The sequence below is a fragment of the Pseudomonas sp. 8209 genome (assembly GCF_028682105.1).
Taxonomy (GTDB): Bacteria; Pseudomonadota; Gammaproteobacteria; order Pseudomonadales; family Pseudomonadaceae; genus Aquipseudomonas; species Aquipseudomonas palmensis.
This window is the reverse complement of sequence record NZ_JANIAH010000001.1, coordinates 364,616-391,572: the sequence shown is the minus strand read 5'-3', so window position 1 is coordinate 391,572 and position 26,957 is coordinate 364,616. Positions and strand designations below refer to the sequence as shown.

At 64.4% G+C, this 26,957-nt stretch carries 26 protein-coding genes; 10 read left to right on the top strand and 16 right to left on the bottom strand.

Features of this window, described 5'->3' with window-relative positions:
• Positions 1–41: 41 nt before the first annotated feature.
• Positions 42–1,994: an oxidoreductase gene (locus NP552_RS01690; protein WP_274096333.1), complete on the bottom strand. Its 1,953-nt coding sequence runs from the start codon at positions 1,992–1,994 to the stop codon at positions 42–44.
• A 192-nt stretch (positions 1,995–2,186) separates the two neighbouring features.
• Between NP552_RS01690 and NP552_RS01685 the strand changes: the two genes are divergently transcribed.
• The 4 genes from NP552_RS01685 to NP552_RS01670 all read left to right on the top strand — a co-directional run bounded on the left by NP552_RS01685 (position 2,187) and on the right by NP552_RS01670 (position 4,076).
• Positions 2,187–3,230, top strand: a complete 1,044-nt coding sequence (locus NP552_RS01685) for an ABC transporter substrate-binding protein (protein ID WP_054914548.1) — start codon at positions 2,187–2,189, stop codon at positions 3,228–3,230.
• A 121-nt stretch (positions 3,231–3,351) separates the two neighbouring features.
• On the top strand, positions 3,352–3,525 hold the full coding sequence (locus tag NP552_RS01680) for a hypothetical protein (RefSeq protein ID WP_167400190.1): 174 nt from the start codon (positions 3,352–3,354) through the stop codon (positions 3,523–3,525).
• Between the two features lie 104 nt (positions 3,526–3,629).
• Positions 3,630–3,809, top strand: a complete 180-nt coding sequence (locus NP552_RS01675; RefSeq protein ID WP_229590079.1) for a hypothetical protein — start codon at positions 3,630–3,632, stop codon at positions 3,807–3,809.
• An 84-nt stretch (positions 3,810–3,893) separates the two neighbouring features.
• Complete coding sequence (locus tag NP552_RS01670) at positions 3,894–4,076, top strand: DUF6021 family protein (RefSeq protein ID WP_078480403.1); 183 nt, start codon at positions 3,894–3,896, stop codon at positions 4,074–4,076.
• Positions 4,077–4,129: 53 nt separating this feature from the next.
• Here NP552_RS01670 and NP552_RS01665 read toward each other — a convergent pair whose 3' ends face one another.
• The 4 genes from NP552_RS01665 to NP552_RS01650 form a co-directional block, all read right to left on the bottom strand.
• Positions 4,130–4,381 (bottom strand): hypothetical protein, encoded by a 252-nt coding sequence (locus tag NP552_RS01665; RefSeq protein ID WP_274096332.1) that lies wholly within the window; start codon positions 4,379–4,381, stop codon positions 4,130–4,132.
• 203 nt (positions 4,382–4,584) lie between these two features.
• Positions 4,585–4,797, bottom strand: coding sequence for a hypothetical protein (locus tag NP552_RS01660; protein WP_043861484.1), 213 nt, complete (start codon positions 4,795–4,797; stop codon positions 4,585–4,587).
• 119 nt (positions 4,798–4,916) lie between these two features.
• Positions 4,917–5,141, bottom strand: coding sequence for a hypothetical protein (locus NP552_RS01655; protein WP_043861485.1), 225 nt, complete (start codon positions 5,139–5,141; stop codon positions 4,917–4,919).
• 62 nt (positions 5,142–5,203) lie between these two features.
• Positions 5,204–5,431, bottom strand: a complete 228-nt coding sequence (locus tag NP552_RS01650) for a hypothetical protein (RefSeq protein ID WP_043861486.1) — start codon at positions 5,429–5,431, stop codon at positions 5,204–5,206.
• An 84-nt stretch (positions 5,432–5,515) separates the two neighbouring features.
• Between NP552_RS01650 and NP552_RS01645 the strand changes: the two genes are divergently transcribed.
• Positions 5,516–6,205, top strand: a complete 690-nt coding sequence (locus NP552_RS01645; RefSeq protein ID WP_058540159.1) for a metallophosphoesterase — start codon at positions 5,516–5,518, stop codon at positions 6,203–6,205.
• Here the strand turns inward: NP552_RS01645 and NP552_RS01640 are convergent.
• Positions 6,198–6,530 carry a hypothetical protein gene (locus tag NP552_RS01640; protein ID WP_229590080.1) on the bottom strand — a complete coding sequence of 111 codons (333 nt, stop codon included), beginning with the start codon at positions 6,528–6,530 and terminating at the stop codon, positions 6,198–6,200. The two genes, NP552_RS01645 and NP552_RS01640, sit on opposite strands and share 8 nt — an antisense overlap.
• Positions 6,531–6,631: 101 nt before the next feature.
• On the opposite strand from NP552_RS01640, the gene NP552_RS01635 reads away from it, so the two are divergent.
• The gene (locus NP552_RS01635; protein WP_043861489.1) at positions 6,632–7,258 is read left to right on the top strand and encodes a LysE family translocator; all 627 of its coding nucleotides are present in this window, start codon (positions 6,632–6,634) and stop codon (positions 7,256–7,258) included.
• 3 nt (positions 7,259–7,261) lie between these two features.
• Here the strand turns inward: NP552_RS01635 and NP552_RS01630 are convergent, their stop codons facing one another.
• The 10 genes from NP552_RS01630 to NP552_RS01585 form a co-directional block, all read right to left on the bottom strand.
• Positions 7,262–9,712 (bottom strand): autotransporter family protein, encoded by a 2,451-nt coding sequence (locus NP552_RS01630; RefSeq protein ID WP_274096331.1) that lies wholly within the window; start codon positions 9,710–9,712, stop codon positions 7,262–7,264.
• 150 nt (positions 9,713–9,862) lie between these two features.
• Positions 9,863–10,138, bottom strand: a complete 276-nt coding sequence (locus tag NP552_RS01625; protein ID WP_038611202.1) for a peptidylprolyl isomerase — start codon at positions 10,136–10,138, stop codon at positions 9,863–9,865.
• Positions 10,139–10,228: 90 nt separating this feature from the next.
• Positions 10,229–10,708, bottom strand: coding sequence for a serine protease inhibitor ecotin (gene eco, locus NP552_RS01620; protein WP_274096330.1), 480 nt, complete (start codon positions 10,706–10,708; stop codon positions 10,229–10,231).
• 68 nt (positions 10,709–10,776) lie between these two features.
• Positions 10,777–11,547, bottom strand: coding sequence for a 3-hydroxybutyrate dehydrogenase (gene hbdH, locus NP552_RS01615; protein WP_043861492.1), 771 nt, complete (start codon positions 11,545–11,547; stop codon positions 10,777–10,779).
• Between the two features lie 10 nt (positions 11,548–11,557).
• Positions 11,558–12,949, bottom strand: a complete 1,392-nt coding sequence (locus NP552_RS01610) for a GntP family permease (RefSeq protein ID WP_123752667.1) — start codon at positions 12,947–12,949, stop codon at positions 11,558–11,560.
• 726 nt (positions 12,950–13,675) lie between these two features.
• Positions 13,676–15,070, bottom strand: a complete 1,395-nt coding sequence (locus tag NP552_RS01605; RefSeq protein ID WP_058540164.1) for a sigma-54 interaction domain-containing protein — start codon at positions 15,068–15,070, stop codon at positions 13,676–13,678.
• A gap of 28 nt (positions 15,071–15,098) precedes the next feature.
• Positions 15,099–16,121: an ABC transporter permease gene (locus NP552_RS01600; RefSeq protein WP_058540165.1), complete on the bottom strand. Its 1,023-nt coding sequence runs from the start codon at positions 16,119–16,121 to the stop codon at positions 15,099–15,101.
• Entirely contained in the window at positions 16,121–17,179 is a 1,059-nt protein-coding gene (locus tag NP552_RS01595) for a microcin C ABC transporter permease YejB (RefSeq protein ID WP_210015312.1), read from the bottom strand. Before NP552_RS01595 ends, NP552_RS01600 begins: the two co-directional genes overlap by 1 nt.
• On the bottom strand, positions 17,176–19,017 hold the full coding sequence (locus NP552_RS01590) for an extracellular solute-binding protein (RefSeq protein ID WP_229590259.1): 1,842 nt from the start codon (positions 19,015–19,017) through the stop codon (positions 17,176–17,178). Before NP552_RS01590 ends, NP552_RS01595 begins: the two co-directional genes overlap by 4 nt.
• 69 nt (positions 19,018–19,086) lie before the next feature.
• Complete coding sequence (locus NP552_RS01585; protein WP_043860171.1) at positions 19,087–19,368, bottom strand: peptidylprolyl isomerase; 282 nt, start codon at positions 19,366–19,368, stop codon at positions 19,087–19,089.
• Positions 19,369–19,474: 106 nt separating this feature from the next.
• Between NP552_RS01585 and NP552_RS01580 the strand changes: the two genes are divergently transcribed.
• The 4 genes from NP552_RS01580 (at position 19,475) to NP552_RS01565 (ending at position 26,951) form a co-directional block, all read left to right on the top strand.
• Complete coding sequence (locus tag NP552_RS01580; protein ID WP_274096329.1) at positions 19,475–23,578, top strand: RCC1 domain-containing protein; 4,104 nt, start codon at positions 19,475–19,477, stop codon at positions 23,576–23,578.
• Positions 23,579–23,650: 72 nt separating this feature from the next.
• The gene (locus tag NP552_RS01575) at positions 23,651–24,571 is read left to right on the top strand and encodes a hypothetical protein (protein ID WP_274096328.1); all 921 of its coding nucleotides are present in this window, start codon (positions 23,651–23,653) and stop codon (positions 24,569–24,571) included.
• Between the two features lie 23 nt (positions 24,572–24,594).
• Positions 24,595–25,605, top strand: coding sequence for a hypothetical protein (locus NP552_RS01570; RefSeq protein WP_104572441.1), 1,011 nt, complete (start codon positions 24,595–24,597; stop codon positions 25,603–25,605).
• Positions 25,606–25,721: 116 nt separating this feature from the next.
• The gene (locus NP552_RS01565; RefSeq protein WP_274096327.1) at positions 25,722–26,951 is read left to right on the top strand and encodes a hypothetical protein; all 1,230 of its coding nucleotides are present in this window, start codon (positions 25,722–25,724) and stop codon (positions 26,949–26,951) included.
• Positions 26,952–26,957: the final 6 nt, after the last annotated feature.

Sequence of the window (26,957 nt, the reverse complement as noted above, 5' to 3'; positions counted from 1 at the left end):
TTATCCGATCAGCCCTGCAAAGGCCCGGAGTATAAACAGCCTCACAGGCTCGCGGCGACTTTAAGACCCTCATAGATGGCTTCCTCGGCGGTACGTGCCGCCAGGCAATCGCCAATGCGGTGTACTGCGGCCAGGTCCTGGATCTCGCCGGCCAGGGTGTCGACCGGGTGATGGCCGTGGCACAGCACCAGGGTGTCGATGCCCTCGAAGATCATCGCCTCGCCGCTGGCGGTGTGCTGCAGGTAGACGCTGCTGTCGTCGCAGCCATACAGCCGCGCATAGGGCGTGATCGGGATGCCCAGCTTGTGCAGCTCGCCGGCCATCTGGTCACGCACATACAGCGGCAGGCTCTCGCCACAGTGGGTACCGTTGACCGCCAGTTGCACCTGATGCCCGGCGCGGGTCAGGCGTTCGGCGATGCCCGGCCCGATCCAGTCGCAGCGCCAGTCCATCACCATCACCGAGCGACCGACCTGTACCTGCTCGCGCAGCACCTGCCAGGCGTCGACCACCTGCAACTCGCCGCCGCGCTCGAACGCCGGCCAGTAGGGCGCGGCACCGGTGGCGACGATCACGGCATCCGGCTGCTCGCGCGCGACCAGCGCGCGGTCGACCCGGGTATTGCGCACCACCTCCACGCCGGCCAACTGCATCTCGCGTTGCAGGTTGGTGCTGGCACCGCCGAATTCGCTGCGCCGTGGCAGCAGTTGCGCCAGCAGCACCTGGCCACCCAGTTGGGCGGCCGCCTCATACAGGGTGACCTGATGACCACGGGCCGCCGCTACCGCGGCAGCCTTCATGCCGGCCGGGCCGCCGCCCACCACCATCACCTTCTTGCGCAGTGTGGCAGGCTGCAGTTGGCCGAACTGCCGCTCGCGCCCGGTCTCCGGATGCTGGATGCACGAAATCGGCAGGCCCTTGTGGAAGTGCCCGATACAGGCCTGGTTGCAGGCGATGCAGGCACGCACGTCTTCGGCCCGGCCGCTGTCGGTCTTGTTCGGCATCTGCGGGTCGCAGATCAGCGCGCGGGTCATGCCACACACGTCGGCCTGGCCGCGGGCAAGTATCAGCTCGGCCTCCTGGGGCTGGTTGATGCGCCCGGTAACGAACAGCGGAATGTCCAGGCTGGCCTTGAAGGTGCCCGCCTCGCGGGCCAGATAGGCGGCCTCGATGGCCATCGGCGGCACGATATGCACCGCGCCGCCCAGGGACGCCGAGGTGCCGGCCACAATATGCACATAGTCCAGTTGCCCTTGCAGGGCCTTCACCGCGCCGAGCGATTCATCTTCGCTCAGGCCCTCGGCGTCGCGTTCATCGGCGCTGATGCGCAGGCCGATGATGAAGTGTTCGTCGGTGCTGGCACGCACCGCGGCGATGACCTCGCGCACAAAGCGCAAACGATGTTCAAGGTCGCCGTTGTAGTCGTCGCTACGCCGGTTGACCCGTGGGTTGATGAACTGGGCGGGCAGGTACCCGTGGCTGGCCACCACCTCCACGCCGTCCACGCCCGCCTGATGCAGGCGCCGCGCCGCCGCGGCATAGCCGGCCACGATCTCGTCGATCATGCCTTGGTCAAGCTCGCGCGGCATCACCCGGAACCGTTCGTTGGGCACCGCCGAGGCCGAGTAGGCCACCGCCAGCAAGCCGTCGCTGGACTCCATGATCTCGCGGCCCGGGTGAAAGATCTGCGACAGCACCACGGTGCCGTGGGCATGGCAGGTCTCGGCCAGCCGGCGATACCCCTCGATGCAGGCGTCATCGGTGGCCATCAGCACGTGGGAGGTGTAGCGGGCGCTGTCGTGTACGCCGGCCACCTGCAGCACGATCAGCCCCACACCACCTTCGGCCCGGGCTTGGTGATAGGCAATCAGCTGTTCGTTGACCAGGTTGTCGGTGGGCATCGAGGTGTCGTGGCCGCTGGACATGATGCGGTTCTTGAGGCGCTTGCCACGGATCTGCAACGGGGTGAACAGGTGCGCGAAGGCGGTCGACATGGTGGTCAGGCTCCAGCGGGGGTGTTGTTATTATTTTTCTATGAAAGTGTACCGACAGTAAAAAATCAACTTGTTTTTTTACTTGGGTTTGATTAGCGTCGAGTCACCCCAGTGCAGGGGCTTACCTCACAAAAACAAGAAAGTGGACCACGCCGGCGCCAGGCCGAGTGGTACCCGCAGGAGGATCCATCGATGAAAGCGTTCCCGCGTAAACCAGGCCTGTATGCAGTGCTGCTTGCCCTGGGCCTGGGCAGTGCCCAGGCAGCTCCGCAGATGGTCGTGGTGGGTTATGGCGGTGCCGGGCAGAAGGCCCAGGACGTGGCGTTCTTCCAGCCGTTCAGTGCCCAGGACAAGAGCAAGCTGATCCAGAGCGAGTACAACGGTGAAATGGCCCGCATCAAGGTCATGGTCGACACTGGCAATGTGGACTGGGATGTGGTGCAGATCGAAGGGCCTGACTTGATGCGCGGGTGCGACGAAGGCATGTACGAACCCCTCGACTGGAAGCAGCTGGGGCATGCCGACGAGCTGATCCCGGACGCTGCCCAGGCGTGCGGCTCGGCGGCGCTGGTGTGGAGCGTGGCGATCGCCTATGACCGCGACAAACTGGCCCAGGCGCCCACCTCCTGGGCCGACTTCTGGGACGTGAACAAATACCCGGGCAAGCGCGGCCTGAGGAAGCGTGCGGTGTACAACCTGGAGTTCGCACTGCTGGCCGACGGCGTCAAGGTCGAGGACGTCTACAAGGTACTGGCCACCCCCGAGGGCGTGGACCGCGCCTTTGCCAAGCTGAGCGAGCTCAAGCCCAACATCCAGTGGTGGGAGGCAGGCGCGCAGCCGGCGCAGTGGCTGACGGCGGGTGACGTGGTGATGACCTCCACCTACAGCGGGCGCATCGCCAGCGCCGCGCAGGCCGGTGCGCCGTTGGCGGTGGTATGGCCCGGCAGCCTGTACGGCATGGACTACTGGGCCATCATCAAGGGCTCCAAACATGTCGACCAGGCCAAGCGGCTGATCGCCTACACCAACGACCCGGCAGCGCAGGTGCGCTATGTGCAGCAGATTCCCTACGGCCCGACCAACACCCAGGCCGCGGCAAAGCTGGACCCGTCGCTGGCCAGCTGGGTGCCGACCTCGCCGCAGAACCTTCAAGGGGCGCTGTCGATGAATGTCGAGTTCTGGGTCGATCATGGTGACGAACTGGAGGAGCGGTTCAACGCCTGGGCTACCAAGTAGCCGTTGCAGCCCGTCTCCTGCGCCGTTCTGCAGGAGCGGGCTCAGCTGTGAAGGGGCGCGCGGCGCCCCTTCAAATTCTGGTTAAATACGCGCTTACCAGAACCGCCGGCGAGCCCGTTCCATGCACGATGACGACGATATCCACGAACCCGAGCACGACCACCTGCTCGACCACGAATTTCACGATCAATACATTGCCCCCGAGCCAGAGGCGGGCGGTATGGATGAGGATGACGAGGACGATGATGCCTGGGGTCTGCTCGACGATGACGATGACCAGCCCGAAGACCCGTAGCCCTGCCGGCTTCACCATTCGTCGCGTCTGCTGCACCCTGGCCCCGGCCTGACCTCCAACTGACAGGGCCCGGATGTTCCGGGCCTTTGCTGGCGAGGTGTTCCATGACTGACCAAGTGACTGCCCAACCCCAAGACCCCACCCAACCGACGACGGCTCCCGAAGACGTCGATCCGCTGGCACGCCCACCGGTGTTCACGCCAGATCGTCCCGAGGACTGGAAAGACCCGGCCAGCGGTGATGGCGTGCCCGATGACGAAGACATGCCGCTGCCCAATGATTGAGCGCAGGGGCGTCTGCCAGGGGGCTGGGGGGATCGCTGGCAGACACCCGGATGCCTGGCCCCATTCGACGACGTGGAGGTATTGATGACCGGTAATCAGCACAAACCAGAAGGACCGCATTCATCCGAGCACGCCTCTGAACGGGACACGCTGGACTTTGATCCCGATTCGCCAGACCTAGATGACCCGCAGGTCGATCCGGTAGGCCCGGCCAAGGCGCCCAAGGGCGGGCCAGAACCACGCAAGCCACCGCTTCTTGGCGAGTAGCCGCAAACAAGGGCCCGGCGCAATGCCGGGCCTTTTTGCAATCAGCCGTGCAATCAGCCGCCGGCTGCCTTGGCCGCGGTCACACCCGCCGCACTGAGCTTGACCGGGTAACGCACTGACGGTTCATCGTCGGCCCCAACGGTGACCGCACCGTCCTGGATCAACCCCTTGTCCTGCAGTTGCTTGAGCGTCTCGGCCACCGCCTTTTCGCCTTCGAAGTTGTCCAGCACTTCCTTGCCCAACCCGTTCGGGTGGGCGTGGTACAGCCGGGTGAGTACTTCGTTTTGCAGTGTTTGATTGGTCATTGCCTGCCTCGCAGTGTTCATGGGTATGAAGGGCGTTGCACAGCTTCCGACAGGCCAGGGCGGCAGGGATTCCACCGGATGTCGCGAGGGGGCGACCGGTTGCGTTACAGCAGGTTGCGGGATGGGGGCGGGCAGCAGGGCCCTGAAACAGAACTGCCCCGGGCAACGCCGCGGGGCAGTGGGTCAAGCGCTACGCCGGGGCGTCAGGGCTTGTTGTTGAGCTTGCGCAGTTCTTCGTAGGTGGCCGACTGGACGAACCAGAAGCCGGAAACGATGCACCAGGTCAGCGTACCGACAATCAATGTGCCCAGGCCAGCCAGGAAGCTCTGGCTGAACATGAACAGGCCGGAAATCCAGATGACGGCCAGTGCCACGTACAGCACCACGTTGTTGACGCTGATAACAAAATCTTTCACGAGTAATCCTTCCCGAGTCATTGTCCACTGTCGCACGAACGGCGTGCGACAGGCCGCTATCATATTGATATTGCGACAACAATTCCATCGGAACGGGCGATGCGCCTGCCTGTCAGCGGCTAGCGAAAACGCGGCAGCGGTCGGTCCAGGGTGAGGGAGGTCAGGGTCTTCTTCACCAGCACCTCGTCGGCTTCGACGGCCTTGAGGGTGTCGCGGATCTTGCCCGCCACCGGTACATCGCCCTGGCGGTCGATCCAGTCGGCGATCTCCTTGCAGGCCACGGCCAGGCGGTCCTGACGGTGGTTGATCAGGGTCAGCAGGGTGGTGATCTCTTTGTCGGACATGGCGCATTCCTCCCTTCGGCGAATTAAGTGTAGCAGTGCGCCGGCAGTTGGCCCCCCCAGCCTCAATCGGGTTTGCCGCGCACGATGCGCCCGTCCTTGACCTCGTCGGCATAGGCCTTGAGCTTGTCCGAGTCCCGGTACAGGCGGTTCATCAGGTGCAGCACCGCCACCACGTCGACGTCCTTGATGCGCTCGGCCAGCTTGCTGATTTCACCGGCGGTACGCTCAAGGTCGGTGGCGACCAGCTTCAGGTCACGTTTGAGTTCTGCGGAGGACTTCTTGATACCCATGGATACCTCGGATGGGCTGATTGCGTTCAAATGGGTGCATTCTAGCAGGCGACACCATCGGCAACAGAAGAGGGGAGGCACAGCATGAGCGCCAGGGTGCAGGTACGGGCCAACCGTCGTGGTCGCGATATCGCGGTGGGCGATGTCCATGGGCACTTCCAGCGCCTGCAGCAGGCACTGGATGCCGTCGGGTTCGATCCAGCCATCGATCGGCTTTTCAGCGTGGGCGACCTGGTCGACCGTGGGCCCGACAGCGAACAGGCGCTGGCATGGCTCGATCAACCCTGGTTTCACGCGGTGCAAGGCAATCATGAAGCGTTGGCCATTGCCCACGTGCGGGGCCACTGGCTGGACCAGGCGATGTACCGCGCCAGTGGTGGCGGCTGGTTTCTCGACCTGGATGCGCAGGCCCAGGCCCGCTTTGTGGCCGCCTTCGAACAGATGCCCCTGGCGCTGGAGCTGCAAACCCCTGAAGGCCTGGTCGGCCTGCTGCACGCCGACTGCCCGTTCGCGCATTGGCAGACACTGTGCGAGCACCTGGCAGGCGAACCTTCAGCCGATGTTCAGGAGGTGTGCCAATGGTCGCGACGACGCTTGCAGCAGGGCGACACTGGCGAGGTTCAGGGCTTGCGTGCGCTGATCGTCGGGCACACCACGCTGCGCGAGGTGAAGGTGCTGGGCAATGTCTGGCACCTCGATACCGGCGGCTGGGCAAGCGGACACTTCAGCCTTCTTGATCTTGCCAGCCTTGAGTTACTGCAGACGCCTAGATGAACCACCACGGGTCACCGTTGGGCTTGGTGGGGGTTCGCCTGAGCTGGCGTATCGATACCCATGCCAACGCGACGCCAACCAGCAGCATCAGGCCACTGAACACCATCTTGAACAGGATCGCGGCATGAAACGCGTCGGGGTTGTCACGCAGCGTATGGGTCACGTGGTGGACTGGCCGGATACGATTGCTGACCATACTGGTCACGCTGCCCGCCTGCAGGTCTTGCAGGTTCAGCAGGGCCATCGCCAGGGCACCCAGAATCAACAGGAAGCCAGCCATCAGCAAGACCATCATATGGCCGCTGCCCACGCTGTTCTGGCGCATGGTCGCCTCCTGGCAGATTTCGAGAAGCGCGCGATCATACATGACTTGACGCTGGCCGGCAGGGCATTTGAAACTCGTTGCCCCAGCCACCGGAGCCCCTCATGGACCTGACCACCCTCGCGTTATTCATCCCGGCCTGTTTCGCCCTGAACATGGCCCCTGGCCCCAACAACCTGCTGTCGCTGAACAACGCCAGCCGCTACGGCCTGCGCACGGCCTGCCTGGCTGGCGCCGGCCGCCTGCTGGCGTTTGCCGGCATGATCGTACTGGCCGCCATGGGCCTGGCGGTGGTGCTGCATACCAGTGAATACCTGTTCCTGCTGGTCAAGGTGCTGGGCGCCGGCTACCTGTTCTACATCGCCTGGCAGTTGTGGCGCGCACCGGTCGGCGAGGCTGCGCAGGTCGGTGCACGCGGCGTGGGTACCCTGCGCCTGGCGCGTCAGGAGTTCCTGGTGGCGGCGGGCAACCCCAAGGCCATCCTGATCTTCACCGCGTTCCTGCCCCAGTTCGTCAGTGTGACAAGCGCCACCCCGGTGGCCGAGCAGTTCGCCGTGCTGGGGGCGATGTTCCTGGTACTGGAGTGGCTGGCCATCGCCATCTACGGCTGGCTGGGGGCGTACATGCAGCGCTGGTTCAACCAGCCTGCACCGCGTCGGCTGTTCAACCGGGTCAGCGCATCGTTGCTGGGCCTGGCGGGGTTCGGCCTGCTCGCCGCACGCCGGGCCTGAGCCCTACCAGCTGATGCGCAGCCCCAGGGTGCCGCCAATCGATTCCTGCTGGCGGCTATCAAGGTTGGCGCTGTAGGTCATTGCGCCGTACACCGCCACGGCGGGGCTCAGCCGGGCGTCCAGGCCGGCGCCCACGTCCATCCAGGTGGCGGCCTGATCAGTCCTGATCGGCTCGCCCCCGTCGAACCGCAGGGTGTCGCGCCCGCCACTGCTGCGCCATACATTGCTGCGCAGGTAGGGCTCGAGCGGCACGCTGCCGGCCAGGTAGCTGCCCTTGATTCGTGCGCCAACGCGACCGGTCCAGTTGGTCTGGCTGTCCTGGGTGACCGTTGAAATGCCATCGCTGCGCGTATCGAAGTCGACCTTGCGGGCGATCACCTGCACCTGGGGCTCGACCACCCAGCGCGCGCTCAATGCCAGCGGATAGCCGGCCTCCACCGAGGCCGCCAGGGCATGCCCATCCAGATCGAGCTTCACGCCGCGATCGGAACGGGCGCGGCCGTCCAGATCGGTGTACTGCAGCACTGTGTCCACGTACCACTGCCCGGGACCGATCAGCGTCCAGTAGGCGCCGACACTGTCGCCATCGAGGCGAACATCGCCCACAGCATTGTCTTCGAAACCCAGCGCGAAGCCTTTGACATCGCCATCGAGCCGGCTATGGCTGACATACACCCCGGCGTGCTGGCGATAACCGCCGTCGGTGTGCGTCGCATACAGGTCATGGCCCACCTCGAAACCGCTCAGGTTGCCGTCCAGGCTTGGCGACACCGTGCCGGACCACTGCTGGCGCAGGTGCTCGCCAAAGGTGCGGGCCCACCCGGCGGCCACCGGGCCTTGTTCGTCGAGCAGGCGTTGCTCGCCCTGGCGCTGGTGGAAGGTGCCCAGGGTCGACAGGCTGATGATGGCCGCGGCGCGGCTGGCCACCGCGTACACCGGCACTTCGGCGCGGTACAGCACGATGGCCTGCCCGGCGACCGGGGTGGGCAGTGGCGGGGTACCCGGGGCGGCCACGGGCGCCGGCACCACCGGTGGCGGTGGCTGGCCGGGCAGGGGCGGCGCCGATACCGGGGGCGCGACCACGCTCGAGCGCAGGTACCAGCTGTTCTCGCTGCCGGCGCTGACCCCGCCCTTGAACAGGTAGTACTGGTAGGCCCCGGCCGACAAGGGCTGGCCAAGGCTGAACGCCGTGCTGGTGCTGGTGGTGCCAGGGCCGGCCTCGACCACCTGGATGCCATCGGCCGCTGTCAGCGCGCCGCTGCCGCCCAGGTTGTTCACCTGAAGGGCAGTGCTGCCGGCCAGCGAGCCCTGGTTGACCACCAGCCGGTCGGAGGCGGCGCCGTCGCCTTCGAGCACGCTGTCGACCTTGAGCACGCCGTTGCTGCCTGCGTAATTGCCGCCGAGGGTCAGGCGGCCCAGTGCATTGGCGCCGCTGCTGAGGTCGATGAGCCCGGCGTTGTTCACGCTCACCGGTGTGCCGCCGGCAAACGCCGTCACCTGGCCGGTGCGCGCCACCAGCTGGCTGGTGGCATCGATCAGCAAGGTGCCGGTACCCGTGCCCTGGTCTCCAAGAACCAGGTGGTCATCCAGGTTGAAGACCGAGGCGTTGGTCAGGGCCATGCGCTCCCAACCGGTATAGCGCGCGCCCAGGCTGCTGCGGGTACGGTCCAGTACCAGGCTGTCGCTGCCCAGGCCGCCGTCCACCTGGCGCACCAGCCCCAGGCGGCTTTCGTCGAGGTTGGCCAGCAGCGCCTGGTCGCTGCCGTCGCCCATCAGCACCGCACCGCGCACGATGCCGTCGTCGCGCCAGGTGAAGCTGTCGTCGCCGAAGCTGAGCAGCACATTGCCCACCACCTCGCCACCGCTGATGGTCACGCTGTCGTCGCCGCCGCTGACGCTGATGTTGCCGCCGATGCGTCCGCCACTGACGATGACCGTGTCGCGGTCAAAGCCTGTGACCAGGTTGGCGTCGATGATGCCGCCGGACATGTCGAACAGGTTGCGGTCCAGCTTCATGTCGACGCGCCCGATGCGCCCGCCGCTCATGTAGGCCACATCGCCATCTTCGAAAGCGCCGATGATGCGTCCGCCGCTCATCTGGAACAGGTCGCGGCCGTTGCCCTGCTGCAAGGCCTGCAACTGCCCGCCTGTCATGATGAAGGTGTCGATGCCCGCGCCCTGATCGAGCACGCCGGTGATGATACCCGACGCCATCTCGACGCGGTCGGCGCCGGGGCCGAAGGTCACGCTGCCGGCGAGGGTGCCGCTGCCCCCGGCCGGCAGTATCAGCGTGTTGTCACCGCCAGGGTCGACAAGGGAGGTGCCAATGCCGCTGTCGCAGACATAACGATCGTTGCCGCCGGTAGGGGCGAAGGTGCAGTCCGCCTGACTTGTCAGGGCCCACGGGCCCAGCAACGGCAGGCACGCCAGGGCAACGCGGCTGGGCGGGCTCATTTCGTCCTCCTTGGGCTAGCGATCGGCCCAAGCGATACAGGGCTGCGACGGCGGTCGCAACTGGCAGAAATGATAGGTGGTCATCGGAAATGTGCACATTGGCGCAAAAACGCCTGACCGATGGCACGCCTGTCGATCAGGGCAGAGGGCTCAATCGCGGTAGAACACCTGCACCAGGTGGTAACCGAATTTGCTCTTGATCGGGCCGTGTACTACCCGCAACGGCTTCTTGAAAATCACCTGGTCGATGGCGCCCACCATCTGTCCCGGGCGTACTTCGCCCAGGTCGCCGCCGCGTTTGCCCGACGGGCAGGTGGAGTACTTTTTCGCCAGCACATCGAAGGCTTCGCCCTTGGCGATGCGCTGCTTGAGCTGTTCGGCCTCTTCGGCGGTCTTGACCAGGATGTGACGGGCCTGTGCTTTCATGTTGCCTCTGTTACGGGTAAAACCGGCGATTATGCCTGATTCGGGGCAGGGCGGCTTGGCGCGCCGTGCCCCGAACCCACGCTTGGCGGGTTACTCCACCGTGGCGCGTTTCACCTCGCTGGAAGCCGACCAGATGCGATAGCGCACTTCCACGTCCTTGGGGGTGTAGACCACCACCGGCAACTTGCTGTTGTAGCGCAGCAGGAAACCATCGCCGACCACCGGCACGAAGGCGTCGGCCTTCTTGTTGTCGGGGCAGCCCATCAGGGTAGAGACAGGGCCCATCACCTTGTCCAGCCGGTAGTAACTATAGCCCCAGCCTTCGAGGGTCTTTTCTTCGAGGTTGCCACCCAGGCGCTGCAGGTTGCAGTCCACCTTGAGGGTCTTGCCGGCCAGTACCTCGACCTTGAATGCCGACTCGTCTTTCTGCTCGGGCAGGTGGATCACCTGGCGCACAAAACCGTTTTCGGCTTCGGGATAAGGGGCCACATCCTTGAGGCTGGCTGCGAGAACAGGGGCGCTGAAAGCCAGGGGCAGCATGAACAGGGCGGTCAGGGAAAGCGGTCGCATAAAAGCTCCTTGCGGTTTGAAAATGACAGTCGTAGCCGGCCAGCGGTACCTGCGCCCCAGGCCGATGGCTACTGGGCCAGCCAGCCGCCATCGATGTTCCAGGCGGCGCCGCGTACCTGGCTGCCGGCTTCGCTACACAGAAACAATACCAGCTCGCCCAGGTGTTGCGGTGTGACGAAGGCGTGCGAGGGCTGCTTTTCGGCCAGCAGGTCCTGCTGGGCCTGCTGCGGGTCGACCCCGCTGGCGATGCGATCGTCGATCTGCTTCTGTACCAGCGGGGTGAGCACCCAGCCGGGGCAGATGGCGTTGCAGGTCACGTTGCTGGTGGCGGTCTCCAGGCCCACCACCTTGGTCAGCCCGACCACCCCGTGCTTGGCCGCCACATAGGCGGCCTTGCCTACCGAGCCGACCTGCCCGTGCACCGAGGCGATGTTGATCACCCGCCCCCAGTTGCGCTGGCGCATGCCGGGCAGTGCCAGGCGGGTGCTGTGAAACACCGCCGAAAGGTTGAGCGCGATGATCGCGTCCCAGCGTTCCACCGGGAACGCCTCCACCGGGGCGACATGCTGGATGCCGGCGTTGTTGACCAGGATATCGACCCCGCCGAACTCGCGTTCGGCATAGGCAAACAGGTCGTTCAGTTGCTCCACGCTGCCAAGGTCTGCCGCGTGGTGCCCCACCCGGGTGCCATGCCGGCCCACCTCGGCAAGCGCTGCACTGGCGTCGCCGAAGCCGTTGAGAATCACATCGGCGCCAGCGCCGGCCAATGCCTGGGCGATACCCAGGCCGATGCCACTGGTGGAACCGGTAACCAGTGCGACTTTTCCTGCAAGGCTCATGGAAGTCTCCTTAGACAATGCCTGTAGCGTAGAAGGTAGCGATCACCACGAAGACTGCCAGGGTCTTGATCAGGGTGATGCCGAAGATGTCCTTGTAGGCTTCGCGGTGGGTCAGGCCGGTCACCGCCAGCAGGGTGATCACCGCGCCGTTGTGCGGCAGGGTGTCCATGCCGCCGCTGGCCATCGCGGCCACTCGGTGCAGCACCTCCAGCGGAATGTTCGCCGCGTGCGCCGCACTGATGAAACTGTCGGCCATGGCCGCCAGCGCAATGCTCATGCCGCCGGATGCCGAGCCGGTGATGCCGGCCAGCAGGGTCACGGTGATGGCTTCGTTGACCAGCGGGTTGGGAATGTTGCGCAGCGCATCGGCCAATACCAGAAAGCCTGGCAGCGACGCGATCACAGCGCCGAAACCGTATTCCGACGCCGTGTTCATCGCCGCCAGCAGGGCACCGTTGACCGCGCTCTTGCTGCCCTCTGCCAGGCGTGTGCGGATGGCGCCGAAGGCGCTGACCAGCACCAGCAGGATGCCCAGCAGCAGGGCGGCCTCGACCGCCCAGATGGCCGTCAGCTTGGCGATCTCGGTCTGTACCGGGGCGCTCATGCCGGGCAGGCTCAGGCTGTGGGTCTTGCCGTACCACGCCGGGATCCAGTGGGTGAACAGCAGGTTCATCACCCCCACCAGCAGCAGTGGCGACAACGCCAGCAGCGGGTGCGGCAGGGTCAGGTCGGCGGCGGTTTCGGGCTCGTTGCGCAAGTCGCTGCCGTAGCCTTCACCGGCGCGCTGCGCCTTGTTGCGCTGGCGCTGCAGGTACAGCATCCCGGTGCAGAACACGAACAGCGTACCGATCACGCCAAGCCAAGGCGCGGCCCAGGCGGTGGTGTTGAAGAAGGTGCTGGGGATGATGTTCTGGATCTGCGGGGTGCCCGGCAGGGCGTCCATGGTGAACGAGAACGCACCCAGGGCAATGGTGGCTGGTATCAGACGTTTGGGGATATCGCTCTGGCGAAACATCTCGGCGGCGAACGGGTACACCGCGAACACCACCACGAACAGCGACACCCCGCCATAGGTGAGCAGCGCGCACACCAGTACGATCACCAGCATGGCCTGGCGTGTGCCTAGCAGGCGAATGGCGGCAGCCACGATCGAGCGCGAGAAACCCGAGAGCTCGATCAGCTTGCCGAACACGGCGCCGAGCAGGAATACCGGGAAATAGAGCTTGATGAACCCGACCATCTTTTCCATGAACACCCCGGTGAAGGCGGGCGCGACGGCGGAAGGGTCGGTAAGCAGCATCGCGCCGAGGGCGGCGATGGGGGCAAAAAGAATCACGCTGTAGCCACGGTAGGCCGCCAGCATCAGCAGCGCCAGGGCTGCCAGGGCAATGATCACACTCATTGAGTGTCTCCTTGGGTGCATCTTGTTTTTGTTGGGATGCAGCCCTTAGCGAAGACCGTGCCATGTTAATAAGCTATTGATTTATATGGATAAATACTAATTCCAGTGGAATTTATCGAATGATTGTCTCTGGTTTGAGACTGGCGGTGGCGTGCGTGCGCTTGCAGCGCATGGGGATCTGCACACGGGGTCTGCATGACACCCCGTGCACCCTAGTTTTACGACCGCTTCGCGCTCGTTCGCCGGCAAGGCCGGCTCCTACGCCTCTGGCCGGCAGGCCGTAGGAGCGGGCCTTGCCCGCGATCTGGTGCGCAGCGCCAGTAAAACCAGCATATGGGGTCTGCCTGACACCCCGTGCACTCTGGTTTTACGACCGCTTCGCGCTCGTTCGCCGGCAAGGCCGGCTCCTACGCCTCTGGCCGCCAGGCCGTAGGAGCGGGCCTTGCCCGCGATCTGGTGCGCAGCGCCAGTAAAACCTGCATATGCGATCTGCCTGATACATCGCGCAGTCAGGGTCTACGACCGCTTCGCGCTCGTTCGCCGGCAACGCCGGCTCCTACGCCTCTGGCCGGCAGGCCGTAGGAGCGGGCCTTGCCCCGCGATCTGGTGCGCAGCGCCAGCAAAACCTGCATATGCGGACTGCCTGACACACCGCGCAAACAGGTCTATGACCGCGTTGTGCCGATTCATCAGCAAGGCCGTCTCCAGGTTGAGATGCAAGTCTCTCTATTGAGACTTGATCCCCAGAGCCGCCAGCTTCTTGTACAGCGTCGAACGCCCCAACCCCAGCTCACGTGCGGCCTGCGGCACATTCCCGGCGCAGCGGGCGAGGGCGTTTTCCAGCAACTGGCGCTCGAATGCTTCGCACGCCTGCCTGTAGTCGGTTATGGGGTCGGTGTCGACTGTAAGGGGCGTCAACGGGCCCAATGCCGATTGCACCTGGGCGGCAGTCAGTTGCTGCTGGTCAGCCATCAGCGTGGCCCGCTCCAACACGTTGCGCAGCTCGCGAATGTTGCCCGGCCAGGCATGTCGGGCCAGCAGCGCCTGGGCCGGTGCCTGCAGCTCATGGCGGCTGCCCAGCTCCTCCAGAATCGCCTCGCTCAACGCCGGCAGGTCATCGAGCCGGGCACGCAATGGCGGCACCTCGATCGGCAGCACGTTCAGGCGGTAATACAGGTCGGCGCGAAACTCCCCGCGGGCCATCGCTGCCGAAAGGTCGCGCGAAGTGGCAGCAATCACCCGCACATCGCTCTGCAGCATCTGGTTGGAACCCACCGGCTCGTATTCCTTTTCCTGCAGCACGCGCAGCAGTTTGCTTTGCAGCGCCAGCGGCATGTCGCCGATCTCATCGAGAAACAGCGTGCCGCCTTCGGCCACCTGCAGCTTGCCCGGCCGGCCCTTGCGGTCGGCGCCAGTGAACGCACCCGGCGCGGTGCCGAAGAATTCGGCCTCCAGCAGATCGTGCGGGATAGCGGCGCTGTTGATGCTGACAAACGGCTTGTGGGCGCGGGGCGAGGCGGCGTGGATGGCATGGGCGAGCAACTCCTTGCCCGTGCCGGTCTCACCCAGTAGCAGCACCGGCGAATCGCTGCTGGCCCCACGCCGCGCGCGGCGTTTGACCTCAAGGCTTGCGGCGCTGGTACCGATGAACTGCGCAAAGCTGTACTTGGCCTGGCGCGCACGCAGCAGCGAGCGGGTCGAGGCCAGTTCCTGCTGCATGCTCGCATAGCGCTTGAGCAGCGGCGAAAGGCTGTGCAACTCATCGAACAGGGCAAAGCCGATGGCGCCCATTACCGCGCCCTCGGCATCGTGGATCGGCAGGCGCATCACCACCAGCGGCTCCTTGGGCGTGTCGAGCATGTCCAGCAGAATCGGCCGGCCCTGGGTGATCACGTCGCGCATCTGGCTGCCGGGGATCACGCTTTCACACGGCTGACCAATCGCGGCACTGGCGTCCTCCAGGCCAAAGCGCCGTGCGTAGCGCTGGTTCATCCACACGATTCGTGCATCGCGATCGACGATGATCGTGCCCTCGCTGGATTGCTCGATGATCTCGAACAGCGAGCGGATCGCCAGTTGGCGCACGCGCTGGTAGTCCTTGAGGCTGTCACTGTCTTGCATGGGCCGCTCCGCCGTAATGAGGCTGCGATTATGCCCGTGGATCGAACGCCTCGCGCAATGCGTCGCCGATGAACACCAGCAGCGAAAGGATCAACGCCAGGGCGAAGAATGCGGTAAACCCCAGCCATGGCGCCTGCAGGTTCTGTTTGCCCTGGTTCACCAGCTCGCCCAGGGAGGCGCTGCCGGCAGGCATGCCGAAACCGAGAAAATCCAGTGCAGTGAGGGTCGAGATGGCCCCGGTGAGAATGAACGGAAGGTAGGTGAGGGTGGCGTTCATCGCATTGGGCAGAATGTGCCGCACGATCACCAGCCGGTCGGGCAGGCCCAGCGCCCTGGCGGCCTGCACGTATTCCAGGTTGCGCCCGCGCAGGAACTCCGCGCGCACCACGTCCACCAGTGCCAGCCATGAAAACAGCGCCATGATTCCCAGCAGCCACCAGAAGCCGGGTTCCACAAAACCACTGAGAATGATCAGCAGGTACAGCACCGGCAGCCCCGACCACACTTCCAGCAGGCGCTGGCCGATCAGGTCCACCCAGCCGCCGTGGTAGCCCTGCAGGGCGCCGGCGGCCACGCCGATCACGGTGCTGATGGCGGTCAGCAGCAGGGCGAACAGTATCGACACACGGGTGCCGTACAGCACCCGCGCCAGCACGTCGCGCGCCTGGTCGTCGGTGCCCAGCCAGTTGGTGGCGGTGGGTGGGCTGGGGGTGGGTACCTGCAGGTCGTAGTTGGGGGTGTCGGCGCTGAAGGGGATCGGGGCAAACAGCATCCAGCCACCCTGGCCCTCGATCAGCTGGCGCACGTACTGGCTGCGGTAGTCGGGCTGGAACGGCAACTGGCCGCCGAACTGCTGTTCGGTGTAGCGCTTGAAGGCGGGGAAGTACAGGCTGCCCTGGTAGCCCAGCAGCAGCGGCTTGTCGTTGGCCACCAGCTCCGCCCCCAGGCTGAGCAGCAACAGCAGCCCGAACGCCCACAGCGAGAACCAGCCGCGGCGATTGCGCCGAAAATTCGCCAGCCGGCGCCTGGACAACGGCGACAGGCGCCGCATCAGTGCTGCCTCGTGGCAAAGTCGATACGCGGGTCGACCAGGGTGTAGCACAGGTCGCCCAGCAGGCGGATCAACAGGCCGAACAGGGTGAAGATGAACAGCGAACCGAACACCACCGGGTAATCCCGCGACACGGCCGCCTCGTAGCTCATGCGGCCCAGGCCGTCGAGCGAGAAGATCACTTCGATCAGCAGCGAGCCTGCGAAGAACACCGTGATCAGCGCCTGGGGAATGCCCGCCACCACCAGCAGCATCGCGTTGCGAAACACATGCCCGTACAGCACCCGACGCTCGCTCAGGCCCTTGGCCCGCGCGGTGACCACGTACTGGCGGGTGATCTCGTTGAGGAAGGCGTTCTTGGTCAGCAGGGTGAGGGTGGCGAAACCGCCGATCACCAGCGAGCCCACCGGCAGCACCAGGTGCCAGAAATAGTCGGCCAGCTTGCCGGCCAGGCTCAGCTCGGCAAAGTTCTCCGACACCAGCCCGCGCACCGGAAACCAGTTGAGCGAGGTCCCACCGGCAAACAGCACGATCAGCAACAGTCCGAACAGAAACGCTGGCAGCGCGTAGCCGATCACGATCAGCGCACTGCTCCAGGCATCGAAAGCGCTGCCGTGGCGGATGGCCTTGCGGATGCCCAGCGGGATCGACACCAGGTATGTGATCAGGGTGGCCCATAGGCCCAGTGAGAGGGTGACCGGCAACTTGTCCAGGATCAGATCGGTGACCTTGGCACCGCGAAAGAAGCTGCTGCCGAAATCCAGCTGGGCGTAGCGAGTGAGCATCAGCCACAGCCGCTCGTGGGCCGGCTTGTCGAAGCCGTACTGGCGTCTGATGGTCTCCAGCAGTTTGGGGTCCAGCCCGCGGCTGGCCCGCGAGTCGCTGTGCAGCGTGTCGCTGCCGGCCCCCGGCGCACCGCCGCCGATACCCTGCAGGCGCGCCACGGCCTGTTCTACCGGGCCGCCCGGTGCCGCCTGGATGATCACGAAGTTCACCAGCAGAATGATCAGCAGGGTGGGCAGTATCAGCAGCAGCCGGCGCAGGATGTACGCAGTCATGGCGCAGCCTCCAGGCGCTCGGCCATCTGCGCCGTGGTCAGCGGGGTGGGGCTGACCTCCCACCAGGTGTCCAGCGCCGGGTCATTGCTGGCTTGCACCCTGGGGATGCCGAAGCGGTTCCACCACACCGTGGAGGCGCCGGGCGGGTAGTAATTGGGGATCCAGTAGTAGTTCCATTGCAGCACCCGGTCCAGCGCATGGGCATGGCGCAGCATGTCGGCCGGGCTCGCGGCCTTGACCAGGCCGTCGATCAGGCTGTCCACCGCCGGGTCCTGCAGGGCCATGTAGTTGTTCGAGCCAGGGTCGGTAGCCGCCGCCGAGCCGAAGTAGCTGTAAAGCTCCGGCCCGGGCGAGGGCGACACCGGGTAGCCAGTGACGATCATGTCGTAGTCACGGGCCATCAGCCGGTTGACGTACTGGGCCGCGTCGATGCGGCGTATGTCCAGGGTGATGCCGATCTGCGCCAGGTTGCGTTTCCACGGCAGCAGCAGGCGCTCCAGGCCCGACTGGCCATTGAGGAAGGTAAAGCTCAGCGGTTCGCCCCGGGCATTGATCAGCTGATCGCCCTGCGGGCGCCAGCCGGCCTGCTGCAGCAGAGCGAGGGCTTGCAGCTGCTTGTCACGGATCAGCCCCGAGCCGTCGGTGCGCGGCGCCTCGAACACCCGGTCGAATACCTCGGCCGGCACCTGGGCACGCAGGGGTTCGAGCAGGGCGAGCTCTGCGCGGTCGGGCAGGGCGCGGGCGGCCAGCGCACTGTTGGCGAAAAAGCTCTGCTGGCGGATGTACAGGTTGCGCATCATCTGCCGGTTGCTCCATTCGAAATCCCACAGCAGGCCCAGCGCCTGGCGCACGCGCCGGTCCTGGAACATCGGGCGCTGCAGGTTGAACACATAGCCCTGGGCGTTCTGCGGCGCCCCTCGGGCCAGGTGCGCACGTTGCAGGCGCCCGTCGTCCAGGGCCGGGCCGTTGTAGCCGATCGAATACCCGGTGGCGGAGAACTCGCGGTTGTAATCGTAACCGCCACCGCGCAGCACCTGGCGCGCCACGTCGGTGTCGCCGAAATACTCGATCTTCAGCTGGTCGAAGTTGTAGCGCCCACGATTGACCGGCAGGTCCCGTGCCCACCAGTCGCGGTTGCGCTCGAAGGTGATGCTGCGCCCGTTGTCGACCCGTGCGATGCGGTACGGGCCGCTACCCACCAGCGCCTGGAAGCCGCCGCCGTTGGTGAATGCATCCTGGTCGAGCGCGTGCTCGGGCAATACCGGCAGCGACGCCAGGTCCAGGGCCAGGGTACGGTTCTGATTGTTCTTGAAGTCGAAGCGTACCTGCAGGGGCGTCTCGACCACCACAGCAGCCACGTCGGCAAACTGCGTGCGGTACTTGAGGTTGCCTTCACGCAGCAGCAGTTGGTAGGTGAAGCGCACATCCTCGGCACGCACTGGGCGGCCATCGGCAAAACGCGCACGCGGGTCGATGTAGAAGCGCAGCCACAGCCCATCGGCGCTGCGCTCGAGCTTTTGCGCGATCAGGCCGTACACGGTATAGGGCTCGTCCAGTGACCGAATGGCCAGCGGTGCATACAGCCAGCCGTCCACCTCGCTGACCCCGGTGCCCTTGTCGATGTAGGGCAGCACATGGTCGAAACCGCCGATTTCCAGCGCCGAGCGACGCAGGCTTCCACCTTTCGGGGCTTGCGGGTTGACGTAGTCGAAATGGCTGAACGAGGCGCGGTAGCGGGGGGCTTCACCATAGACGGTGAGGGCGTGGCTGGGGGCGGCGATCAGGGTTTGCCAGGGAGGCAGCAGAAACAGCAGCGGGGCAAGGGCGAACAGCACAATGCGGGTCAAGCCCGCTCTCACAGGAGCGGGCCGACCCTCGACACGGCCGGCAGATGCGGCCAAGGCCGATCAGTCCTGGCGGCTGGTCACTTCCAGCAGGTGATAGCCGAACTGGGTCTTCACCGGGCCTTGAACAGTGTTCACCGGTGCGCTGAACACCACGGTGTCGAACTCCTTGACCATCTGGCCGGGGCCGAACGAGCCCAGGTCACCGCCCTGGCGGCTGGAGGGGCAGGTGGAGTTGGCCTTGGCGATTTCGGCGAAGTCGGCGCCGGCTTCGATCTGTGCCTTGAGTTCGTTGCACTTGTCTTCGCTGGCGACAAGGATGTGACGGGCGGTGGCTTTTGCCATGGAGAATGCTCCTGGTGAGTAAAGGTGCAGCCTAGCGCAATCGGCGCGCGATTTCCTCCCCCTGTGCGCACGTGCCTTGGCCGGGCACCTGGTATTTGTGTCAGTTGTGCGCCTCGTACATTTTGCCTTTGAATCATTTCCAGCCCATTCCCCCGTTCATACCTTTCGGGCTTCCTGGATTGGAGAAAACTTCATGACGAACAACTTGATTGTCCCCGGGACCCAATCGGGCTTGCAAACGATGATCGACCTGTTCAATGCCATAGTGGGAGGGCCGCCGGCATTCGGAGGATTTGCAGCCGGCACCCTGGCCCTGCGACGCATCTACATTCCAGGTTACATCACCCCGGTATACACCGAAGGCGCCCAGGTTGGCGTGAACAAGGGGATGGTCAATTCGGTGCGCGGAATGCAGGTATTCGTGCAGCCGTATCCGAACATGCTGGCGGGGGATCTGATCGAGGTGTTCTATGGCACCAGCAACATCGCGGCGGTGAAGGTCAGTGTCCGCGAGGAACAGCTCGGCCAGAACATCGAAACCTACATCCCGGCCAAAAAGGTGCTGGAGGGCGTGCACGACCTCTACTACGTGATCACGCGTGCAGGCTCCACCAACAAGGAGTCTTCGCTGGTGCTCAAGGTACTGGCACGCCTCAAGTACCCCGGCGGAAACGACCCTGAACCCGATCGCGCCGGGCACTACAAGTTGCTGCCACCGTTTCTGACCAGCCCTCCAATCGGTGGCGTGGTGGGTGAAGAAGACATCAAGGACTTCCTTGATGGCGAGCTGTATGGCGTGGAAGTCACCGTACCGGCGTACCCGAACATGCGCGAGTACGACACAATTCGCCTGAGTTGGGGCGGCTCGATCGTCGAGTACATCGTGCAACCTGACGAGGTGGGCAACGACCTCGTCATCGAGGTGGATGCCGAGCTCATCTACGAGGCCGGCGACAGCGAAAAGCTGGTGCTTGTGTACTGGATCTGGGACGAAGTGTTCAATCCCGCAAGCGACTGGTCATTGCGCGGTTACATCGAGGTATCGATCGACCCCAACAAACTGTTGCCGCCCATCATCGTCAACCCAGACTCGCAAGCCGTGGAGGGCGACCCGATCGATGTGGCGCTGGTGGCGCAAGATGGCCTGGAAGTACAAGTGGCGGCGCTGTCGGTGTTCGGCTTCAAGGCAAGGGATGAGATTACCCTGTACTGGGTAGGCACCACGGCGCAAGGCCAGATCATTGCCCTGAAGTACTCGCAAACGTTGAGCAGCCCCCGGATATTGGTATTCAAGATTCCCTATGCCCACGTGCAGATGCTGGCGCGGGGTTTTGGCAGAACCTGGTTCACCCGAAAGCCTGTCAATGGCAAGGAACAGACCTCCCGGCGTGTGGGTGCAAACTTTATCGGCGCCGCCGTCAAGCTGCCAAGCCCGCAAGTGACCGAAGCGGTCGACGGCGTGCTGGAGGCCACACTGGCAACGGCGACCGTGGTGGTACCGGCAGCGGCCCAGCTGGAGAAGGACGACTTCATCGAGATCACCTGGCGAGGCACCGGTTCCGATGGCAGCACGTTGCTCTACAAGGACGCCAAAACGGTCACCAGCGCCAGCGCAGGAAAAGACATCTCGTTTGCCGTGAACGGGCCGCAGAACATTCAGCCGCTCAGCGGCGGTTCGCTCGAAGTCAGCTACACCGTAAGCCGGCAGGGCCTGGGGCGCCCTCTGGAATCACAGGCTCTCACGCTGCAAGTGGGCGTGGCGCAGTTGGAACTGCCGGCACCCCGTTGCCCGCAGGCACAAGACGGTGAACTGGATCCTGATGTCCTCGCCAGCGTCGATGTGATCATCGAGCCGTACACCGGAATGAAACTCGACCAGACCATCAGGGTGGTGTGGTCCGACGCGGGCGGTACCTTCTTCGACGATCTGATGAAGGTGACCAAGAACAATCTCGACAAGCAAGTGACGTTCACCTTCGAGCACGCCAAATGGAGCAACTACCTGACAGTGGCAGCCGATGTGTACTACCAGGTCATCGAAGACCGCCAGCCGACTCGCGTGTCTGCCATGCTTTCGTTGCGTCGCAAAGAGCGCCAGTTCCTGCTGCCCGACCCGGTGGTGGAGGGCGCGGTCAATGGCACGCTGCGCCCTGTGGGCGATGCAGTGGTCACGATCCCAGCCGAGGCCCAGCTCAAACTTGGCGATGAAGTGGAACTGCTCTGGGATGGCGATGCCCCCCAAGGCTCGACGAGCGTCACCCTGTACATACTGGAAGATCAGACACGTGAGCTTAAGCAGTCTATCGATGCACGGTTCGTACTGGCCAACATCGATGCCAATGTACGGGTCAAGTACGTGGTGTACCGCTTCGATGGCCGCGAGCAGACGTCCGGCACCGTCACGCTGCGGGTACAGCGTGCGGCGCTGCCGCTGCCGATATTCGTGCAGGCGACCGCCAACAACCAGCTGAACCCGGACGATGTACGCAATGGTGCAACGTATCGGATCGACACCGTGGCCAGATTGCTGCGCGGTGACAGGGTGACCGTACGGGTGTACAGCGAGCTGCCGGCAGGCAACTTCAACCGCACGATCGTGGTAACGGCGGGCGACGAGGGCAAGGCCCTCGACGTGTCGGTACCCTATGCCACGATCAACGCCAGCAATCGCACCACGATCAAGCTCGAATACACGCTGCAGCGTAGCAGCGGCGGCCCGGAGGAACGCTCGCCGTCCAACAGCTATTTCGTAAACCGTGTGATAGGCAGCGGCAACCTGCGTATTTTCGGCGCCCGCTACGGCGCGAGCACCTACCGCGCCTCCAGTACCTCGCGAATTCTGAGCGCATTCAATGCGCAAAGCCTGCAGCCGATCCTCGCCGAATGGCGTTACCTGGACGAGCCCACCTGGACCGCAGGCACTACCTGGATGGACAAGCAGCCCTGGAAGGCGCTGCGCGTGCGCACGCAAACCGATGAGGTGCAGCTCAACCCGGCCAACATCATTGGCAACGGAATCGACGCCGCGGTCAATGGCAGTGCAGCGTTTGTCGCCCTGCGCAACGAACGCTCAGGGGGGGAGCGCGATATCGTCGGCTGGGGCAGTATTGCCTACGGGGCAGCTATTCCGCCGACATTGCAGACCCGCGACGACATCGCTGAAGTCAGTTGCACGCGCAGCGCGTATGCCGCACGCATGACCAATGGCACTGTGCAGTGCTGGGGCCAGGCGGGCGAGGGCGGTTCCATGCCTAAAGGTGAAACCGGAAATTTCGTCGAAGTGCGCAGCAATGCCAGGGCGTTTGTCGGACGCAAAGCCGACGGCCGCCTCATTGCCTGGGGTGTGGGGCCCGAGGGCGCGACCATTCCGCCGGGGATCCTCAACCTGACGGATTTCACCGCTGTCTACGGTGCCGGCAGCGCTTTTGCAGCGCAGCGTGCCGACGGTTCGCTGGTAGCCTGGGGCAGTGCCGCCAACGGCGGCAGCTTGCCCAACGATATCGCCGACCTCAAGGACATCTACTACGTCAAGGGCAACTTTGCCGCCTTTGCCGCACGGCGCACCAACAATCGTGTCGTTGCCTGGGGCAATGCCGGATATGGCGGCACGGTACCGGATGCAATCGCCCAGTTGACCGATATCGTCACCCTTGAGGGGGCTACGGCCCAGGCATTCAGCGCCTTGCGTGCCACCGGCCAGGTAGTGGCCTGGGGGGCTGGCAGCCATGGCGGCTCGGTGCCGCAAGAAATTGCAGGTCTGACTGACATCGTGGAGGTCACCAGCACCTGGCATGCCTTCTGTGCCCGGCGCAGGAACGGTTCGGTGGTGGCCTGGGGCAACGCGAACAACGGCGGCAACGTGCCACAGCCTGTGGCCAACCTGCGCAATGTCATTCAAGTCACCGGCAGCGCATGGGCGTTCGCCGCCCTGTGCAGCGACGGCACCGTGGCGGTCTGGGGGCGTTCTGAAGCCGGCGGCGATATCAGCCGGGTGTCCGACCAACTGAAACATGTGCGTGCGGTGTACGCCAACTCCAACGGCTTCGCCGCATTGACGTCAGACGGGCGCGTGGTGACGTGGGGCCAACCGCAGGGCGGTGGCGACAGTGCGGCGGTGCAGGCGGCGCTGCGCAACAAGGTGACCACCGGCCACCGGGTAGATGTCAATGCCGAGGCCGACGGCGAATGGGCTGGCGCGCCAGGCGCCTGAGGCCTTTGAGCGATATGACCCTGCAATCGGCGCTGCCTGGCGCCGGTTGCCTACCTGCGGGAGTTTGACGACATGACCGACTACACCGTGCCAAAGATGAACGACGTCAGCGAAGGGGCACTCGACCTCGGTACAGTGGGTGAATTCACCCGTGCAGAGGTACAAAGAAGTGCCAGCTGGCACAACAAAGTGCTGAAGCTGTTTGTGCTCGACGAGCAGAACAAGGTGCTCTACGACGAGGTAAGGCCCACCCCGAACAACGACCGACTGGCGGTGTGGGAAAATATTGCGAAAAGCATATTGCTTGGCCGTGAGGGCCAACAACTGCGCGTGTATTACGAGGTCGACGGGGTGAAGTCGCAGGTACTGACACTCACCATCAAGGCGAACTTCGCTGCGCCCCTGACAGTCGACCTCAGCGGCCGCAACTACATCGTGTTCCGCACCGCCGCCGAGGTGCCCAGCCCGCCGCCAGAAGTGCCTGACTACGCACAGTTCACCCGCACCAACGCACAAGCCGTCAACTACGAAAGCAGCGACATCAACGTTGCCCGTGTCGACAGCAGCGGCAAGGTCAGCCTGCTGGGCAATGCAGAGGATCCGCCGGTCACCATTACCGCACTGGACGCTGCCGGTGCCTCGGTCGGCAGCTACACACTGACGGTCCGAGGGGTCAGGGGGTTGTACCTGTTGAGCTACGACCACGAGCTGCAGGCCCCAGGCGCCGCACTAGCCGCCACCAGCTATGGCCTGGACGTGCCGACAGCCGACGACTTCAGTCGCTTCAGCGCTGTGTACGCGGCGGCAAAAGACGACCTCGCGGGCTATCTGAAGGCGCAGAACCTGGGCCTGCCGAACATGACGGAAAAAGGCTTTCTGGGTGCTACTGATACGAACGGCTCGCCCACCTACCTGGACCTGGCAACGCTGCAGGTAAGCAGTGCCAGCCCAAGCCAGAAAGGCTACGCGATGGGCATCAGCCAGCCCCACTGACTCCACGGCAGGAGCAACCGTTGATGGACGCAATCAGACGTACCTATGCGGCACTGGTGTTATGCGTTTGCGCGAGCATGTTCAATGCGCATGCAGACACTACCCAACCTCCGGACCCCACCCTTCGCCTGCCCGAAGTGGCAGCCTTGCAGGGCGCCGAGCTGGACCCTGAAAAGGTACCGGCCACGGGGCTGAACATCACCGTCCAGGGGGTTGATAACAATAACGCGGTAGTACTGGCGTTCCAGACCACCTTGACGATCTACCTTGCCGATGCGCAAGGCCAGGCGATCACCACGATCAGTTGGCCGATCTCGGCGCGCAATGCCGGCAAACCCGTCACCTTGCCGATCGAAAAGCGCTATGTCGACGCCAATGTCGGCAAGACCCTGCAGGTCTACTACACCGCGCAGGCGCCGCGCTCGGCGCCGCGCAGATCGGGCGTGGTCACCCTGCTGATCAAGGAAGGCTTCACTGCTGCACAGGCACTCAACCTGGCCAGCCGACGCTATGTCGTGTTCTTCGACGAGCACAACCTGGCCAGGACGCCACCGACCATCCCCGACTATGCCCGCTACACCCGTGCACAGCCAGGGGCCACCGGCTATAGCGTGGACAACACGGGCATTGCCAGGGTCGATCCCGATGGACAGGTCTCGGTATGGGGCAATGGCGACATCACCGTCACTGCGCAGAACGCGGCAGGGGCCAGTTCCAGCTACGTGCTCAGTGTGCGCGGCGTGCGTGAGCTGCGCCTGCTCAGCTCGGCGTATCGATCCACCTGGGCACAGGCGCAGGCCAAGGCCCGCGACGAGGGCTACACCCTGCCGAGCAACGAGGATTTCGAGGCGCTGGCACGGCTCTACCCATCGCCGGCCAACAGCCTCGCCGAGGCACTGAACCTGGCTCCGTACCGGGTGTGGGGCATAGGGTTGGGCGCACAGACGGCCGTGTACCTGGACCTCTACGACAACCTGGTCAGTTCCGAAGTCACGACAGAGTATGAGCTGGGCTACCCGGCCGGCATTCGTTGAACAGCGGCGCGCCATGGGAGGCGACCTGTATGAACGTTGCGAGCAAACTGATTTGTGGCATCGCATTGTGCGTTTTGCTGGGCAGCGCCCATGCCGTCGGGAGCCCGCAGGTAGCGATGCAGTTGAATGCGCGCTACAGCAGCACACCGGCACAGTGCTTAGGACGCGCACCGGCCTTTGCCTGCAGCGGCGTGTTGCTACGCGCAGTGCCAGCCAGCGACGTCGAAACGTTCTGGAAGAAAGACGATGCCGCGCAACTGGTTTTTCTGCGCAAGGACCGCGCCTTTGACGGGCTGGCAGCACCTTCGGGGTTCGTGCTGTTCGACCGGCTGACGGCCGTGGGCCTGGGCAAGCCGTATCAGGCCGACAGCAGTGCCGGTGGCGTGGTGGTCAGTACCTGGAATGCCCAGGTGCCCGCGCAATTGCCCATCCAGGCCATCTTCTACGACGTCACCCGGGCCGGTGCCCTGGCGGCAGCCCAACGCAGCCAGCGCGCCTACTTCGACGCCACGGCCCAGTGGTTGCCGGTGGTGCGCCTGCACCTGGGCGATGGCAATGGTCTGGTGTTCGGTTTCAGCCAGCAGGATCAGCTGGACAATGGCTACAGGGTCACCCGGCGCCTCAACCAGCGTTACGCCGACACCCGGCCTGCCTGTATCAGCGGCCGCTCCGGGTTCGATTGCAACGGGGTGCTGTTGCGCTCGACAGGCACGGGCAACTTCAAGGCCTGGAATCCGGCCCCCCGTGCGCTGAAGAACGGCGGCGTGTCCTTCAGCTACCTGCGCAGTGACATGGCCATCAAGGTGGTGGTGTGGCCGCAAGGCTATCTGATTCGCGAAACCGCCGCCCCTGTAATACACACCCTGCCTGCCGCATGCCTGTACGTCGCCGACGGCGCCACGCACGATGCGGTGTCAACCAACACCTGCACCTTTCGTGGCTGGTGCGACGAAAAACAACCGCCCGTGAACAGCGTCGCCACCTGGTCCGCCTCCACTGCTGGCAATCGGTACAGAAGCTGTGCGTTCCGCGCCGACGCCACGGCCTTGCAACTGATGGTCGAGATTCGCCAGAAAGTCCCGGGGCTAACCGGTTGGAATGAAATCATGGTCCCTACCTGGCCGCAGGACATTGCAGCGCAATTGCCGATCGAAGCGTTCTTCTTCAGCGCCACTGCGCATTACCTGGGGCAGGTGGGGGGTACCAACGGCCTGGCCGGGGGGCAGTCGTTCCAGCAGGACTACTTCAAGGAAACCAACCGCTGGCTACCGCTGGTCAAACTGGACGTGCAGGCCGCCAATCGGCAGCCCTTCACCTATGACCCCGCTGTGCAGCAGCTCAAGTGAGGCGCA